This window comes from Streptomyces sp. NPDC005485 (genome assembly GCF_040606085.1).
Lineage (GTDB): Bacteria > Actinomycetota > Actinomycetes > Streptomycetales > Streptomycetaceae > Streptomyces.
On the sequence record NZ_JBEXDZ010000003.1, the window covers coordinates 1 to 16,636 of the forward strand.

Genomic DNA, 16,636 nt, shown 5'->3' on the forward strand with positions numbered 1-16,636 from the left:
TGGTTTTAGCGGGCCTGGGTGGCGTCCACGTCTTTGCGAGACGACCCCACCGTGCCAGAAAGCAACCACCAGCCACTCCCCCAACGACACCTCACCCACCTCCGCGACCCACTGGGCCTTTCCCGGTTGCCGTCGGCTGCCGCCGATCTGATCCTGCTCGGCGACCTCACCGGCCGCTACGCCACCGGCAGTTACAGCCGACTCGCCTTCGACGGCCGGACCGTGATCCCGCGCGGGGACCGGCAGGGGGCGGCCGAGCACGGGCACCGGATCACCGCGGCCATCGCCTGCCACGTGGCCCGGGCCGGCGGCAGCATCGAGCAGCTCACCCATCTCCTGCTGCACCCCGAGCACGAAGGCGGACGGCACACCCGCAACATCGCCCTGCGCTCCGGGCAGACACGCGCCCTGGACTACATCCGCCGAGTCTGGAACAGCGGCTCCAAGACGGTCAGCACCACCATCGCGCTTAGCTCCCGGCACGACGCGTACGAGGTCCTCGCCGCCCTTCGCGACCGGATCGAGACCACCGCCTGGCGCGGGGAGCGGGGACGGACCGCGCTGCGCGTACTGCGGGCGCATCTGAACTTCGCCGAGATCGCGGGCGGGCTCCTGCACCACGCCAGTGAGCGGCAGACCGCGGAGGAGGCAGGGGTGTCGCGGACGACGCTGCGCGTGGTCTACGAGACCGTCCTCAAGCCCGAGGGCTGGCTGCGCCGCCTGCGAGCCGGTCACGGCCGGGAGGGCTCCACCTGGTACCTCGACCGCGGCAGCGTCGGTGGCCTCCGTGGCTGCGCTTCGCTGTCTCGTTTCTGGACCACTCAGTACCCCCCCGACCTGGCACTTGAGGAGTGGACCACCCCCGAGACAGGCGCGACTGCCGACATCGACTCCACCGTCATCGCCCGCCTGATGGGCCACGACGCCTTCGCCCACCACGGCCTCGGCAGCTCCGCCCTCATGATCATCGCAGCGCTGAACATCCATCCGGCCCAGACCGCCACCGATCTAGTCGGCACAGCCTCCGTGTCCCGTGCCACCGCCTACCGGACCCTGCAACGCCTGGCCGACCACGGCCTCGTTCACCGCGACGGCGAGACCTGGACCCTCGCTCCCCGCGCGCTGGACGACTTCAGCACCAGCCCTCTGGATGCCGCAACGGCCCAGGACACACGGCCGGCGCAGGGTTGGGACGGCATCGCCCAGTGCTACGGCACAACGGGCGTTGCGGACCGGCGCAAGATGCTGCACGCATCGGAGCGGGCGGCGTACCGCAAGGCGCTGGAGCGGCGCGCGGAACACCCCAGCAAGACGGTGGTGATCGTCCGCGACGGACGCCAGGTCCTGGTCCCGGCGCCCCGGCCCGACGAGATCCCGCCTGCGTGGCAGACCCCGGGCGGAGGCGTCCTCGACCCAGCCACCGGCCGCCCTGCCGCTGACTGGCGCATCGCCACCGACGGCCGACTGATCCTCATCACCCCGGCCGACCAGCGCACTTACGACGAACTGACTGCTGCCCATACCGAAGCCCTCAGGGAATGGAGCTCCTCCGCGTGAACCCGCAACCGCCAACGGCAGACTCCGAAAGCGAAACGGCTTTTGCTCAGGTGCTGCGCGAGCAGTACGAGTCCGGCGCCTCGGTCGCCGAACTCGTCACCACCAGTGGGCTGTCGTACGGCACGGTCCTCAACCGACTGCGCGACGCCGGAACCATAATGCGCACCTCGTGGCAGACCCGCAGGATGCGCGACGGGCAGGCCCGCCGCAATCTCGCGGCCCGCCTGCGCCGCCTCTACGAGCAGGAAGGCGCGACGCTCACCGAGCTGGCCGCGGCTGGGTCGGTGACGCGGCGTGCCGCGCGGCGCCTGCTGATCGAGGACGGGGGCAGGCCGCGCACCACCCAGCAGACACTCCGCATCCGCTCCGCAGCCCATACCGCGGCTCGCAAGCAGCTCGCGGCATCGCTGCGGGCACGCTACGAGGCCGGCGCCACGGTCCCGGAGCTGGCCAGAGACTGCAACTACTCCGTCGCCACCGTCTACCGGCTCCTGCGCCAAGCCCACACCCGCATGCGGCCGCAGCATCGCCATGGCCCCGCTCGCGCGCCGGGAAAGCGGTCATGACCGGCCCAGACCTTGCCCCCTCTCGTCGTGCCGGTACTGGTCAGCTGCCGGCTCCCCAGCGAAGCCATCCCCGGCACAGCCTCACGGCACGCGGCCCGCCACCAGTCCGCTGCGCATGTGCGCCGCCTCCGACCGCACCGGACAACATCCATCTGCTTCTTGGAGATCGAACACACGTGAATGAGAACACCCGTCGCAAGACCCTGGCAGCGGCCACCGACCGCGCCTGGGACGCCTTCGTGATCGTTGTCGGCATGCTCAAGGGCGGCACCGGCAAGACCACCTCCGCCTGGTTCATCGCCCTGTACTACGCAGTCGTCCTCGGGCTGCCGACGCTGCTGCTGGACGCGGATGCGACCAGCCAGTCCGCCTACGACTGGTTCAAGGTCGCCAAGGCCGAAGGTTTCGAGATCCCTGACAACCTGGTCATCGAGCGGTACCCGTTCGACGACATCGCCGAGTACATCCGTGACAAGCGCGCCGAGTTCGGCGCGATCGTGGTCGACGCCGGCGGCGGCAGCGCCAAGCTGTTCCACGAGGCTGTCACCGAGGCGAACCTGCTGCTCGTGCCGGTCGCCCCCACCAAGATCGAGCGCCGCAAGCTCGTGGCCACCTTCGACGAGGCCGAACGCGCCGCCGCCCGCAACGAGCACGGCGTCACCGCGCACGTCGTGATGGTCAAGGCCGACGACCGCACCAGCCTGCCCCGCAACGCGAAGGACAAGCTGCTCGATCCCGCCGAGGGTGAAGGCATTGGCCCGGACCGCGATGAGCCGTTCCCGCTCGCCGAGACCGTCATCCACTCCTGGGTGCACTACATGGAGGCCTTCGGCGAGATCCCGACCGAGCTGAGCGAGTACGCCGAGCTGATGAAGGAGCTGACGGCATGAGCGAGCGTATGAAGCCCCCAGCCCGCCGCACCGGTCGCACCCTGGGCGCGGCCAAGAAGGCGGCTCCTCCCCCGCCACCGGCCGCTGAGCTCACCCCCGAGCAGTTCGCTGCTGAACAGGCCGCCGCCCACAGTGAAGGCCGTCCCGCTACCAGCGAGCCGCAGGTTCAGCCCGCACCGTCCACAGTTCCCGTCGAGGGGGCAGCGCAGGTCGAGACCGAAACGGTGCCCGGGGTGCCGCAGGCCTCCGCCCAACCAGTCGTTGAGGTCGCGTCGAGCAGCCCTGCGCAGGAGCAGCCCGCCAGCCACCTGGCTCACCCAGCCGTCGTCGCCTCTGAGGTGCGGAGGGAATCTACTGAGGAACCCGTAGAGCGGCCAGTGGCACCTGTGATCACGGCTGCAGAGCCTGCCGCTCAGCCCACGCAGCCAGTCGAACACGTTGCGCAGCACGAGCCGTCCCACGTCTCGCCTGACGCTCCGAGGGCTCGCCAGGTCACCGAGGTGGCGATTCGCCAGACGGCTCCGCCGGTCGCAAGCGGTACGACATTCCCGGTGAGGACCGATGCTCCAGGGGCTCGCCAGGAACAGGACGCACCCTCGCAGGCAGCACCCAGCGAGGGAACACCCTGGGCTCAGGGATCCGGCCGTCCCAAGGACATTCCCGACACGGCCGTCGTGCTCAACCAGCGCATCATCGCCCGCGAGAGCCTCGACTCATCGGTCCCCGCCGCGCTGAAGCTGAAGCGGCGAATCAAGCGCTTCGCGCTGGACAACGAACTCGACCACCTGCCCATCGGCGACATCGTCTCCGTCGCCCTGGACGAGTGGCTCACCACCCGCGGGTTCTGAACCCGCCCGCAGTACACGGGGCGGCCGTCCCTGCAAGCCGGAGTGCGGCCGCCCCTCGTACCCACTATTCCAATAGCCCGATAGGCGGCTCACTAGCCGACTAGTGGAACCAACCGGAGCAGCCGATGCCCGACCACTCCCACCATGTCCGCCAACTACGGGATCTGGCCGACGCACTCGAAGCCCAATCCCGCCCGGCCGGCGATCCCTTCACCCCTCACCCCGACACCCTGAACATCATCAGCAACCGCCACACAACGCGCGGCCAGCTCAACTACGCCGTTCCCGAGGACCTGCAGTTGCAACGCCGCATCCGCCGCTACAACGCAGACAGCGGCCTCCAACACGGAGACATCGTCGCACTGGCCCTCGACGTCTTTCTGCGAGCCCAGGGTTACCCGCCAGTACTCAGACAAAGAGGGCTGAAGTGATGCCGTACGGGCGGCAGCACACTGCGGAGAGCCGTACGATGCACCGGCAGGGTGCTCATGGAGGCTCCCAGTCAGAGATTGGGCAGATCTAAGTACTGCCAAGCGGGCATCGGAAGGGTGAAAGGCGTATGACAGCGAACGCCGAGCACCTGAAAGCCCTGGTTCGCGCGCACTCCGAAGCCGATGACGATCGCTTTTACAGCGTAGCTCTGCAGGTGGCCGCGAAGTCTGCCCGGCAGGGGCAGGGAAAGTTCGCTCTAGAGCTGCGGGAACTGGTCGAGACCGTACGGCACAAGCAGGGCTCCACCGGGGGCCAGCGGGCTGCGACGCCGGTAGTGCAACCTCGCGGTGAGCTGTCGAGTCTGCTGACCGCCGGATATCCCGATACCCAGCTGGACGACATGACGCTGGACGCAGGGTTGAGGGCATCGCTCGACCGGGTGCTTCACGAGCAGCGTCAGCGCGCCCGCCTGGAACGGTTCGGCTTCACTCCGGTGCATCGCATCTTGTTGTCGGGACCTCCCGGCACGGGCAAGAGCATGACGGCCGCCGCGTTGGCGGGGGAACTGAAACTGCCGTTGTTCACCATCCGCCTGGACGGTCTGATCAGCCGCTTCATGGGCGAGACGGCTGCGAAGCTCCGCTTGGTCTTCGATGCCGTGGCTCAGACGAGAGCGGTCTACCTGTTCGACGAGTTCGATGCGCTGGGGGCCGAGCGGGCGACGGGTAACGATGTCGGCGAGGCTCGAAGGATCTTGAATTCGTTCCTGCTGTTCTTGGACGAAGCCCCTTCGGAGAGCTTGGTCGTGGCCGGCACCAACCACCATCAGCTCCTGGACCGTGCGCTGTTCCGCCGCTTCGACATGATCGCCACATACGGTCCTCCCACTCCGGACCAGGCCGTTCAGGTCATGCGCAGACGGCTAGCTGGGATGGACACCAGCACAGTACGGTGGGACACCGTGACAGATAGTGCATCCGGATTGAGCCACGCCGAGCTGGTCAAAGCGGCGGAAGCAGCAGCCAAGCAAGCCATTCTGACCGAGCGCGACGCGGTCGACGAAGAGCTGCTGTTGGAAGCGCTGACCGAGCGGCACGCGTCCCACCATGCCTGACAGATCCGTACCCGGGAGGTCGACTCCCCACCTGGTGGTCCCGTGGCGGGCCGAAACGCTGATCCCACGGCCCGAGCCCCCGGGCGGAGGCGGATCAGAACTCGTGGACCGTGAGGACCGGCTCGGCCACTCAACCGCTCTGGTGACCGGACTGGAAACGGCTGAGCAGGAGGCGGCGCAGCTCGTCCAGGAGACAGCCGCGGACCTCCAGCCCGATGGTTTCGCCGTGCGGATCGAGGCCGCGCGTGATCACCCGCTGATGCTCGAACGTCTCGACGGGTCGGGTCTGACGCTGATGAGCAGCCACCCGCAGACGGAAGACGAGCCGCAGGATGCGTTGGTATGGGTGCCCTTCGACAAGGTTGCCTCGTTCACGGAGCGGATTGCCGCCTTCACCGAGGACACAGATGGGGGCAATCCCCAGCAGGCCGCGCTGGTCGCCAACATGGAGCAGATCCACCGGGCGGTGCTGGAGAACCTGTGGCAGGAGCAGCAGGAGTTCCCGTCGCTGGATGAGGAGCGGTGGTGGGAGCTGTGGTTCGACCCGCGGATCTCACCGACAGATCCGCTCATCACTTTGCGGGCCGTGGCCCAGGAGCGGCAGTGGCGGGTCAGCGGGCGGGCGATCCAGGTGGGTGAACGTCTTGTCGCGCATGTCGCAGCGACCGGGCAGCAGCTGACCGCCCTGCTGGCCACGAATGCCTGCCCCACCGAGATCCGTACGCCCACGTTCGCCGAAGAACTCTACGGCGTCGACCGGGCGTTCCGTGCCGGTCTCGTCGAGGATCTCGCACAGCGCATCGAGCCGGCCGAGCCGCAGGCACCGGCGGTCTGCATTCTGGACACGGGCATCGCTCAGGAGCATCTTCTCCTCAAGCCGTCGTTGCACGAGCGCGCCTACAGTGCGCTGCCCGAGGCCTCACCGGCCGACCTGAGCGGGCACGGCACCCAGATGGCCGGACTCGCCCTCTTCGGTGACCTAGCCTCGGCCCTGGAGTCTCAGGGGACGGTAGTGCTCGGCCACGGCCTGGAGTCCGTGAAGATCCTCAACGACGGCCACGCGGCGGCCGCGCATCCGCGTACCTACGCCGAAACGACCGCGAATGCCGTGGCGATGGCTGAGATCGGCAACGGAGGCCCTGCACCGTCCGCACGGATCTTCTCGATGGCCGTGACGCGACGTTCGGGTGACGGAGAAAACGGCACCGACGGTACGGCGACGCTGTGGTCGGCCACGCTGGATGCCCTGGCAGCGGGCACCGACGTGACCGTGCGCGAGGACCGAATCGATCTGATCGGTGCCCCGGATCCTGAGGCATCGCGACTGATCATCGTGAGTGCCGGCAACATCCGTGGCGCGATTCCCGAGCAGATGCGCTTCGAAAGCGGCGAGCTTGATCCCCTCCAGCTGTCCGATCTTTCCCGCATCGAGGAGCCCGCACACGCGCACAACGTACTGACCGTCGGCGCCTATACCCAGTTGGACACCGTCCCCGAAGGCAGCCTGTTCCAGGGATTCCGGCCCCTGGCCGCGCCGGGCGGCCTGTCGCCGTTCAGCCGCACATCCGTGGCGCTGACCAGCGCGGCCGTGACCAAGCCCGACATCGTGCTGGAAGGCGGCAACATGCTTGTCGCACCGGACGAGAGTGTCCTGGACGAACACGACCTGCTGAGCGTGACGACCACCCACCGCGACCCGGCTCGCCAGCTGACCTGGACGAACGCCACAAGCGCCGCCACCGCCCAGGCAGCCGCGCTCGCCGCGCTGGCAATGCGCACCTACCCCGGACTGCGCCCGGAAACAGTACGCGCCCTGCTCGTCCACGAAGCCCAGTGGACGCCCGCCATGATCGACCAGGGCCTGTTCAAGAAGACCGGCACCCCCAAGCTGGCCAAGGGCGCATTGATGCGGCAGGTGATCCGCCGCTACGGGTGGGGCGTACCCACCGCAGAACGGATCCAGAGCAGCGCCTCCAACGCCGTCACAATGATCATCGAGAACACCCTGGTGCCGCTGAGAAGGATCAAGGGCGGCCAGGTCAGGCTGTCCGAACTCAAACTTCACCAGCTTCCGTGGCCTCTGGAACAACTCCGCGAACTGGCTGAGACAACCGTGGACCTGCGGGTCACTCTCGCCTACATGATCGAGCCCAACCCCGGTCGGCGCGGCATGCTCGGACGCTACAGCTACGCCTCACACGGACTGCGCTTCGCCATCAAGGGCCCCACCGAGTCCAATGACGCCTTCCAGAACCGACTGGCAGAACAAGCCGAGCACGAGACAGACGATGCCGGCCACCCCAGGGCGTTCGAGTCCCACTCCCACTGGCTGGTAGGCCCCAGATCCCGGAACCTCGGGTCCCTGCACGCAGACATCTGGCGCGGATCGGCAGCAGACCTCGCCGAGTGCGGAACGCTGGCCGTCTACCCGGTGGGCGGCTGGTGGAAAGCAAACAAACGCGCCGACCGCATCGGGCTCCCCGTCAGCTACGCCCTCCTGATCTCCCTCAAAACTCCGGACATCAGCACCGACCTGTACACCCCCATCGCCACCCAGCTCGGCGTGCCGATCGAGGTCACACCCTCTGCCGAAACCGAGGTCACAGACGGCATCCCCATCCAGATGGATTTCGGCTGGTGACCTAGGTGACGACACCGCCCAGGCTCCGCCGAGCGCCCCGGTGCAAGAGCCGACCGCCCATCAGGCATCTGGTCCAGCCGTGGTCACGCACGTTGTGCAGCTGGAATCCGATGGGCAGGTGCCGCCAGTGGTCGCGGCTGCCGAGCGCGCAGCACCTGCGGTCCAGCGCACGCAGTCGGCCGAACCTGTTGCCCAGCACGGGCCGTCACCTGTGACATCCGCGGCTGCTGGCGGGGATCCGGCCGCCGAGGTGGCGATTCGCCCGGCCATTCCCCCGATGGCAGGCGGTGCGGCGTTCCCGGTGCGGACCGAGGGTCCGGGGGCTCACCAGGAAAAGGACACACGATCGCACGAGGCGCCCAGCGAGGGGACACCGTACGCACGTGGCCCCGGCCGTCCCAAGGACATTCCCGAGGTCGCCGCCGTTCTCAACCAACGCATCATCGCCCGCGAGAGCCTCGACTCATCGGTCCCCGCTGCACTGAAGCTGAAGAAGCGGATCAAACGCTTCGCACTGGACAACGAAATCGATCACCTACCCATCGGCGACATCGTCTCAGTCGCACTGGACGAGTGGCTCACCGCCCGCGGCTTCTGAACACGACCGCAGCACACAAGGCGGCCGCACCCACGCCAGGGCGCGGCCGCCCCTCCTGCCGACTATTCCAATAGCCCAATAGGCGGGTAGCTATCCGCCTAGAAAGACCAACCGGAGCGGCTCTCGTGCCTGATCACTCCCGCCACGCGCGCCTACTGCGTGAAATCGCCAACGCACTCGACACCGAGTTCCAGCCAACCGACGATGCCCTCACGCCGCACCCGGCCACGCTGGACGTCATCAGCAACCGGCACACCAAACGCGGACAACTCAACTACGCCGTCCCCGAAGTCCTCCAGCTACAGCGACGCATCCGCCGCTACCACGCCGACACCGACATACCCCACGGCGACATCGTCGCCCTCGCCCTCGACACCTGGCTCCACGCCAAGGGATACCCACCCGAACCCTCTTGCCCATGACCGGCGTCCTGCAAGTCGGCGGCTACGACGCACCTTTGCGCCATTCATTCCGACCTGCTTGCGCCGTTGTGGCCATGTTTCGATTCTCGAAGTGCACCCACAAGGCGTGTCACCGTCGAGGGGTTTCAACCTCATGCGACACAGCACTTGACTCTCACCACAAATCGGGAACGCTCGTACGAATTTGACGCCGCCTCCGGGAGCACCGAGTTATCTGACTGAATATGACGGCTGCACGTTTGGCGGGAATGCGTCTCTGTCTCCGACTCCTGGACACTCATAGCCTTGATGGGATCTTGCGGTCTTGCCGTGACTTAAGTTCACCGTTCGGGGGATTCAATGGGAGATCAGCTGTCGCTAGCGACCGTGGCCACGTCGGCCATGCCACAGATATTCACGTTTCTCTTCGGCCGCCTCGGCGCTGTGCTCGACCGCCGTAGCGGAAACGTCACCACGGCCGCGCCCGAGCCGACGACCTGCCCAGTCCTGGTAGAACCCGAAGCTCATCTGGTCATCCACGACAAAGAACTGACTGAGCAGCGGATTCGCCGACTGGAAGCAGTGGCCCGGGAATTGGCCGTCTACCACCGCAACCCCGCCCTGATTCGACTCGATGACGAGCACCTGCTGCAAGCGATGAGTGAACTGCGCGACGACCTGGAGGCAATCTACGGGCAGCCCCTGTCCTTCATGGGCGAACGGCGTTCTATGCCGGGCGTGACGGTGAGGCAGAGCGTTGACGAGATCGAGGCAGACGGGGTGGCCCGGGCAGTCAGGGCTGGACGGGTGACCGCCGAGGTGTCAGCCGACATCGAACAGCGGGCCAAGGTCATACGCCGGGGCGGCGAAGTCACTGCACTCGAAATCGACGGCACGCTCGGATAGTTATCGGAGTCCGAGTGGGATTCCGGGCGGCACACCACGGGGGTACGGGTGAATGATCAGCAGGATTACGGGCTGAGGCTCCCTCACGAAAATGGCCATCGCTCCGAGGAACGCAGCTGGGGCGGGATCGGCGATGCGAACTCCGCGGATGCATCACATACAACCGACACGGATCCCTCGGGCGCGGGCGTGCCGCTGGATGAGGAGTTGCAGAAGCACTTCTTGCCCCTTCTGGATATCGAGGCAGTCACCCGCCTTCGGCAGATGGCCCTTCTCAATTTGGGCGAGATGAACGCCCTCAAGGTCAACGCGAGTTTCGAAAATCCGCTTGACCACAGCGAGTTCTCGGACACCTACCTTGACGCACTTCGCTCTGTGTACGTGCACCCCGAAGGAGGAGATTCGTTTACTGAGACTTATCAGTGGTGGAAAAACCCCGGTTCTGTGGTGGTCCTCGCACAGAGACCGGGAACTGGGCGCACAACCACCGCGAGTGCGCTCCTCGCAGAGCTTCGTCATGAATTCCCGGATGTACGGGTGGGGCCGCTCGGCTATGGCGGCGGTCTAGAGTTCCCCTTGCGCCGCCTGCCGCAGGTGGAGAACCGCGGCTACCTGCTCGAACTCCCGCCCGATGAAGAGGGATTCGAAATCATCGACACGTTCGGTGCGACGATCGAGCGTTTGCAGTACACCCTGAAGCGCCGCCGCGCCCGGCTCGTGGTACTGACCACCCCGGAGCAGTGGCGTCGAGTAGGCACCGGAGCTCCCGAGGGAATCAGACCCGTCCTGGGGGGTTCCCTCGCCGCTGGAAATCGCCCGCAAGTGGTTGGGAGCTGAGGCACCCGATCTGTCTGTCGATGCGTGGTTGACCGATGACGACATCATCGCCTTGCTGGACGGGCAGCCACCGGTGGAGGCTCTGGAGATCGTCAGTCTCATTCTGGACGCGCACCGTGCCAGCGACAGCAACTTACCCAACCTGGAAGCGCTGGCGCGTAAGCGGAAGAGGGGCAGTGAGACGCCGTTCGACCGACAGGTCCTGAGCGTCATCGCGGCGCGGAACAACTGGCGTCCGCAGCTGCTGGCTTGGCACAAGGAGTCGGGTCGTACCAGCTTCCAGCGCAACTTCCTGCTGGCCTGCGCCACCTTGCGCGGAGCGTCCGTCGCACACGTCTACGCCAGCACGGCCGACTTGGCATCCGTACTCGGGGACAGCGATCCGTCCCTGGAGGGACAGCAGGACCCTGGCGTCATTGAGATGATCGACTCTATCGAAGCCGAACTGCGGGCCGACGACACCGTCAATTTCAACCGGCCCGAATGTGACGACGCGGCACTGGAGTACTTCTGGGTCGACAGACCCCTGTCACGGGTGAAATTCCTGGAGTGGCTGGCCTACGCCCCCTTGAAGAAGCCCAAGGCCGCGCTGGAAAAGCTCCCTGCCGCAGAACGGCAGGCGATGGCTGAGCGCATCGGAAGCTTCGCACTGCGGTGGGCGGTACATCACCGTCGGCAAGAACCCCTGCGCGAGTTGGTCCAGCGCTGGCACAAAACCCCGTTCTGGACGACGGCCGTGCAACTCCTCACATCAGCCTGCCTGCAGACCGCCAGCGCCTCGTACATCCACGAAATGCTGCTGCGGTGGGCCAAGACCGACAACGCCGCCCAACAATTGGCCACCGTGGAGGTGTGCGCCGGGGAGTTCGGCGTCCTCTACACCGGCAAGGCGCTGCGGCGGCTGGTCCATGCGGCCGGCTCAGAAGATCCGGAAGTGCGCCAAGCCATCCAAAAGGCCGTCCACGGCCTGTGGAGCGACCCCAGCGCCCGCCGGATTCTCTTCGGCTACGTCATCGACTGGTGCCGAGTTGGCGGCCCCCGGCTGGAAGCCGGACAGGAAGCCTTCAAGGCGCTTGCCGGATCGGCCCACTCCGATGCTCCTACGCTCCCAGCCCTCCTGCCCCACAGCGATGAGGCGGAATTCTCGGCTCCCGTCGCCGATCTCATCGTCGGCTGGCGAGCCCTCCTTCAAGGTACGGAGGGATTCGACCAGGACGGCCCGGCATCGGCGGTCGTGCGTCTGTGGCTGGATGCGGCGCTCAGCCATCCGCATATACGTGCGGATGTGTTGAAAGTTTTCAGCGCTGCGGTGAGGAGCACTGATTCGGCAGGAATGCCGGGTGAGAGTCCGCGCGACCGGCTTCGGGCAATCGCACGGGATTGGGTCAAGGCCGCCGCGATCGAGCAATCGGCAGGCCGCATAGAACTCCCCTCCGCCGGGCTGGCCCACCGCGGCGTGTACACCGAGCTCACGCAGCTGCTCGACGACGGCATCATCGAGACCTTCCAACAGACCCTGGCTCAGGCCGGCAGCGGGGAAGAATCCGCATGAAGCGACGCCGCACGCGTCGCAACGACACTTCCGAGCCGGCCAGTCAGACGTGGACGTCCATCTTCCACGACCGGCCGGAGAGCCGTGATACAGGCCTGTCATTCGACGCGTCCCTCCGTGTCGAATGGCGTCACTCACCACACGGTCCGACCAACCCGGATGCCCGCCATGCAGCAAGCCGCGCTGCACGGCTCCTAGTGGAAAAGCATCTGGCCAGCGAATCGGTGCTCCGCGTCGCAGCCGCCGAACAAGAACTCTCAGTGGCGCTACGCGACCAACTGCCCTTCCACCGTGAGGGCGTTGAACTACTCAGCGTCAGTATGACCTTGCGCGTCGACGACGACGCAGTGGAGGGCGCTCGCCTCATGGAGCGCGCTCGGCATGAGTTCGAACTCGACGAGATGGACCGCCGTCAGGCTCGTGCACGCGTGGAGTTCCTCCGCAACGAGCTCCTCGCGGACCCGTCCGCGGCACGCCTGTACACGCTCGTCCAGCACTCTGCCCGGCTGGGCGGGCCAGCCGATGGTAGCGATCCCGAAGAGCTTGTCCGGCAGATCCATCAATGGCACCCCGATTCTCGCTGGGTGCTCGTCGCCCGCACGCTGCACACGTTCATCGACAAACTCACCGAAGACAACACACGCGACTTCCTGAAAATCCTCCGCAGCGCGATGACCACGCTCGGCCACCAGCAACTCGCCGAGAAGATCTCCGCCGCCGAGGAAGCGGAGTGAGCCTGAACCTGCTGCGCTGGCTACTCGCCCCGCGCACCAGCCTGCTCGCCCGCCGCATCCTCAGAACCGGACATCACGAGATCTCCCCGGACACCGCATGGCGAATGGCCAGGCTGCAGCTGCATCCCGACGAGGTCCCCTATCGCAATCACGGCCATAGCCCTCCTTCTTGATCTTCACCGGCCGACGAGGCCCGGCAAACATGCGACGCGGGCACGGTTCGTCATGTCGGCAGCCACGGACCCAGAACGTCATGGATGGCCCATCCTCTCCCGGCAAGTACCTCAATGGGGGCGCAGCTCGCTCCCTCAAGGCGGCCAGGGCGGGTCGCTCCGCCGCCCTGCTGACGCCCCCCGGCTGCGCCTCACGCGTGGGCCATGGCATGCCCCTCCTACTGGCCACTTGCGTGATTCTCTCCCCGGTGCCACAGCCGCCGGACTCAGCGACTGGTACCACGAGATCGAGGTTGCGCAGGGCGAAGAAGGCCGCTGACCGGTTCGGCGCATCCCGTACCGGGATCCACCGCCTCAACTGAGGGCTTTACCTCGAAATTACTTCCGTGACCGGTCGACTACAGATCTGTAATCATGATGGTCGGCGTCTAAGTTAGGCATGCCTACGCTAATCCGATCAGCGGCGGAGGCCAGCCGGGGAGAGCCACATGTGGGATGACGCGTTTCCGAGCTTCCTGATCGGACTGCGGGAAGGACTCGAAGCCGGGCTCATCGTCTCCATCCTCGTCGCCACCCTGGTCAGGGCCGACGCCCGCTCCCGGCTCCCGCAGGTGTGGACGGGCGTATTACCGCGGGATCGACGACGTCGGCAACCTCGATATGGGCCTGGTGTTCTGCTGCTACCAGCAGGATGTCATGCGGCAGTTCGAGGCCACCCAGACCCGCCTGATCGACGAGCCCCTCGTCGACTACATCTCCCCCGCCGGGGGCGGCTACTTCTACGCCCTTCCCGGCGTCCGCGACAGCAAGGGCTGGCTCGGCCGCGGACTGCTCGCGACCTGAGCGCGCGTAGTCGACAGGGCCCGGCCGCCTGGTTACGGGCGGTGCTCCTGAAGTTCCGGGCGGTCGTGTTCCCTGCCGCAGGAGTCGGGCCGGTACCGGTGGTCTCCGGCCGACGGTGCGCTTGCGGTGGCGGTATACGCCGCGCACTGCGCGCTGTCCACCATCTGATCGCTGTCGGATGCCGCGTTGGCGAGGCTCGCGCAGCACACGGTGAGCAGGAGGCCGCCCGCGACCAAGGGCAGGCTCCTGCTCGGGGGTGGCGGTGCAAGCAGGGCCAGCACCCGCTGCGGCACTGCTCCGCCGGTCGCGGCCAGTGCGGCCGGCGGGGAGGCCCCGGCGGATGCCAGCGCTGCGCGTCCGACGGCGTGGGCGACGACCGTGCGGTCACCGACACTCTTCGCGGCCTCTTCGTCGGCCCAGCGTTCCAGGACGAAGCCGCCGGCAACGGCCAGCGGACGCAGCAGCGGGTTCAGAGCCGCCGTGAGCCGCCACAGGCTCTGAAAGAGGTGGTGACGGCCTCGCAGGTGCGCCCGCTCGTGCGCGAGCAGGGCCTCGCGCTCGCGGTCGCTGAGACATTGCAGCATTCCCCGGGAGACCACGATCCGACCCGCCGGCCCGGGCAGCGCGAAGGCCAGCGGCACCTCATCGTCCACCACGACCAGCTCAGTCTCCTGTGACAGCCGAGCACACTCCCGTCGCGCCCGGACGAAGTGGCGGGCCTGCCCCACGGCGGCCACGCCCAGTGAGAGGACGCCCACGGCCAGCATCAGGGCGCTGCCGGCCGCAACGACGAGGTAGACCGGGTCCTCGGCGCGCAGCGCGGCCACCGACCAGCGGCCCTCCTCCGCGACCTCCGGAATCTGCGCCACGCCGGTGAAGGCAAGCAGGGCGAGCGCCCCTGCCCAGCCGACCGCCGTCACGAGCGCAGCGCAGGCCAGGGCCCAGGCAGCGCGACGCGGGGGCACCACGTGCGCCAGTCGGGGCGCGAACACGGCGAGCACGGCCGTGACCGCAAAGGGGACGTAGACGCTGAACAGCATGGCCTTACGCCCTCCCTCCGGAGCGATCGCCCTCGGCGTGAGCATCGTGCCCGGACAGGAGCTGGTGCAAGACGTGCTCGTCCTGCTCGGACAGTTCCGAGACGAAGCGCGCCAGAACCGCCTCACGGTCGGAACCGCCTTCCAGCAGCGACCGCATGCACTGGGCGGTGTGCGACGCCTCGTCCCGCACAGGCTCGTACGCGTAGCCGCGGCCCTCACGGTGCCGGGCGAGCATCTCCTTGTCGTAGAGCCGGGACAGGATGGTCAGGACGGTCGTGTAGGCCAGGTCGCCCGGCAATGCTTCCCGGACCTGACGTGCCGTCAGGGGTCCGTCGGCGGCCCAGAGCGCGGCAAGGACATCGCTCTCCAGTTCACCACGGGCCCGCCGGCCCGACACCGCGGACACACCCTCGTCCCCTCGCTCCTCCACCGGAACCTCCCTTCGCCATTCGCCCGCACAGAGTACCCCGCAACCTCCTACTAGTTGTAGGAGGTACACTCCGGGCTCGATCCGCGAACTGCTACAACTCGTAGAGTTCCGTCGCTCCTGTCATGCATGGAGGAAGCCTCATGCCCCATGCCGCAAACACGGCGCCTCAGACCCGCGCCCGCCGGACTTGTTCCCCAGCAACGCGCCGCGATATCGACGCGTTCCCACCGGACCGCACCACCTCCCGGTTGGGAGACCACCACTCGTGAACGCCGCCAGGACCCTGCGCACGGCCGCCCTGGCCGCCCTGCCCGTCCTCACCGCGGCCCACGCCGCACCCGTTGTCTCCACCTTCGGGCCACTGCGCAACCGCGTCATGCCCCGCCTCGCGGGGCGCGGCCGCCCTGACCATGTCGCCCTGACCTTCGACGACGGCCCAGGCCCTCGCTCCACCCCGCAATTCCTGTGCCTGCTCGCCGAGCGCCGGGTGCAGGCCACGTTCTTCCTGCTCGGCAGCGAGGCACATCGCTCCCCCGGCATGGCCCGCGAGGTCGCCGCAGCCGGCCACGAGATCGGCATTCACGCCTGGCTGCACCGCCCCCTGCTGCTGCGCGGTCCGCGCGCCACCTACGACGACTTCAGCCGGGCAAGCGACACCGTCGCCGCGATCACCGGGCGGCAGACCGTGCTCTTCGGGCCCCGTACGGCGTCATGTCGACCGCGGCCCACCTCGCGGCCCGCCGCCTCGGCCTCACCCCCGTGCTCTGGACGTGCTGGGGAGAGGATTGGACAGCGCGCCACGCCCGAGTCCGTCCACCGCACCGTCACCGCCGACTTGAACGGCGCGGCACGGTCCTGCTCCACGACTCCGACTGCACCTCCGCGCCTGGCGCTCGACGCTGGGGGCGCGCCCCCGGATCCTCGACACCTGTCAGCAACGGGGTTACGGCGTCGGTCCACTGCGCGACCACGGCTGACCAGCACGAACGCGGAGCAGTCGGGGTACGGCCTCGGTAACGCGTCTCTCCGGCAGATGCCGCGGCTCTGCCAGGCACACCCATGCATGTAGGCCCG

Annotated in this window: 17 protein-coding genes and 2 pseudogenes; 17 read left to right on the plus strand and 2 right to left on the minus strand. The window is 67.5% G+C overall.

The annotated features are described in order from the left end of the window. The first annotated feature begins 51 nt into the window (after positions 1-51). The 16 genes and pseudogenes from ABZS97_RS02045 to ABZS97_RS02120 all read left to right on the plus strand — a co-directional run. Entirely contained in the window at positions 52-1,557 is a 1,506-nt protein-coding gene (locus ABZS97_RS02045; RefSeq protein WP_356132482.1) for a MarR family winged helix-turn-helix transcriptional regulator, read from the plus strand. A gap of 50 nt (positions 1,558-1,607) precedes the next feature. Then, complete coding sequence (locus ABZS97_RS02050; protein ID WP_356132484.1) at positions 1,608-2,123, plus strand: helix-turn-helix domain containing protein; 516 nt, start codon at positions 1,608-1,610, stop codon at positions 2,121-2,123. A 176-nt stretch (positions 2,124-2,299) separates the two neighbouring features. Beyond that, positions 2,300-3,013: a ParA family protein gene (locus ABZS97_RS02055; RefSeq protein ID WP_356132486.1), complete on the plus strand. Its 714-nt coding sequence runs from the start codon at positions 2,300-2,302 to the stop codon at positions 3,011-3,013. Between the two features lie 551 nt (positions 3,014-3,564). Next, positions 3,565-3,861, plus strand: a complete 297-nt coding sequence (locus ABZS97_RS02060; RefSeq protein WP_356132488.1) for a hypothetical protein — start codon at positions 3,565-3,567, stop codon at positions 3,859-3,861. A gap of 125 nt (positions 3,862-3,986) precedes the next feature. Then, positions 3,987-4,292 (plus strand): hypothetical protein, encoded by a 306-nt coding sequence (locus ABZS97_RS02065; RefSeq protein WP_356132490.1) that lies wholly within the window; start codon positions 3,987-3,989, stop codon positions 4,290-4,292. A 128-nt stretch (positions 4,293-4,420) separates the two neighbouring features. Beyond that, positions 4,421-5,407: an AAA family ATPase gene (locus ABZS97_RS02070; protein WP_356132492.1), complete on the plus strand. Its 987-nt coding sequence runs from the start codon at positions 4,421-4,423 to the stop codon at positions 5,405-5,407. A 103-nt stretch (positions 5,408-5,510) separates the two neighbouring features. Further along, positions 5,511-8,048 carry a S8 family peptidase gene (locus tag ABZS97_RS02075; protein WP_356132494.1) on the plus strand — a complete coding sequence of 846 codons (2,538 nt, stop codon included), beginning with the start codon at positions 5,511-5,513 and terminating at the stop codon, positions 8,046-8,048. Between the two features lie 79 nt (positions 8,049-8,127). Then, complete coding sequence (locus tag ABZS97_RS02080) at positions 8,128-8,646, plus strand: hypothetical protein (RefSeq protein ID WP_356132496.1); 519 nt, start codon at positions 8,128-8,130, stop codon at positions 8,644-8,646. A gap of 125 nt (positions 8,647-8,771) precedes the next feature. Continuing rightward, complete coding sequence (locus ABZS97_RS02085) at positions 8,772-9,068, plus strand: hypothetical protein (RefSeq protein WP_356132498.1); 297 nt, start codon at positions 8,772-8,774, stop codon at positions 9,066-9,068. A 381-nt stretch (positions 9,069-9,449) separates the two neighbouring features. Then, a complete protein-coding gene (locus ABZS97_RS02090; RefSeq protein ID WP_356132500.1) occupies positions 9,450-9,953 on the plus strand; it encodes a hypothetical protein in 504 nt (167 codons plus the stop codon). Between the two features lie 48 nt (positions 9,954-10,001). Then, the gene (locus tag ABZS97_RS02095; protein WP_356132502.1) at positions 10,002-10,790 is read left to right on the plus strand and encodes a hypothetical protein; all 789 of its coding nucleotides are present in this window, start codon (positions 10,002-10,004) and stop codon (positions 10,788-10,790) included. A gap of 28 nt (positions 10,791-10,818) precedes the next feature. Beyond that, positions 10,819-12,342 (plus strand): hypothetical protein, encoded by a 1,524-nt coding sequence (locus tag ABZS97_RS02100; RefSeq protein ID WP_356132504.1) that lies wholly within the window; start codon positions 10,819-10,821, stop codon positions 12,340-12,342. Further along, positions 12,339-13,076, plus strand: a complete 738-nt coding sequence (locus ABZS97_RS02105) for a hypothetical protein (RefSeq protein ID WP_356132506.1) — start codon at positions 12,339-12,341, stop codon at positions 13,074-13,076. Before ABZS97_RS02100 ends, ABZS97_RS02105 begins: the two co-directional genes overlap by 4 nt. Next, complete coding sequence (locus ABZS97_RS02110; RefSeq protein WP_356132508.1) at positions 13,073-13,249, plus strand: hypothetical protein; 177 nt, start codon at positions 13,073-13,075, stop codon at positions 13,247-13,249. Before ABZS97_RS02105 ends, ABZS97_RS02110 begins: the two co-directional genes overlap by 4 nt. 488 nt (positions 13,250-13,737) lie before the next feature. Next, positions 13,738-13,878 (plus strand): annotated as a pseudogene (locus tag ABZS97_RS02115) (FTR1 family protein); the annotation flags it as partial. 1 nt (position 13,879) lies between these two features. Continuing rightward, a pseudogene (locus ABZS97_RS02120) lies at positions 13,880-14,092 on the plus strand (deferrochelatase/peroxidase EfeB); the annotation flags it as partial. Between the two features lie 32 nt (positions 14,093-14,124). Here ABZS97_RS02120 and ABZS97_RS02125 read toward each other — a convergent pair. Beyond that, positions 14,125-15,132: a M56 family metallopeptidase gene (locus ABZS97_RS02125; RefSeq protein ID WP_356132510.1), complete on the minus strand. Its 1,008-nt coding sequence runs from the start codon at positions 15,130-15,132 to the stop codon at positions 14,125-14,127. A gap of 4 nt (positions 15,133-15,136) precedes the next feature. After that, entirely contained in the window at positions 15,137-15,562 is a 426-nt protein-coding gene (locus tag ABZS97_RS02130) for a BlaI/MecI/CopY family transcriptional regulator (RefSeq protein WP_356132512.1), read from the minus strand. A 265-nt stretch (positions 15,563-15,827) separates the two neighbouring features. Here ABZS97_RS02130 and ABZS97_RS02135 point away from each other — a divergent pair, with 265 nt between their 5' ends. Beyond that, positions 15,828-16,631 carry a polysaccharide deacetylase family protein gene (locus ABZS97_RS02135; RefSeq protein WP_356132514.1) on the plus strand — a complete coding sequence of 268 codons (804 nt, stop codon included), beginning with the start codon at positions 15,828-15,830 and terminating at the stop codon, positions 16,629-16,631. Positions 16,632-16,636: the final 5 nt, after the last annotated feature.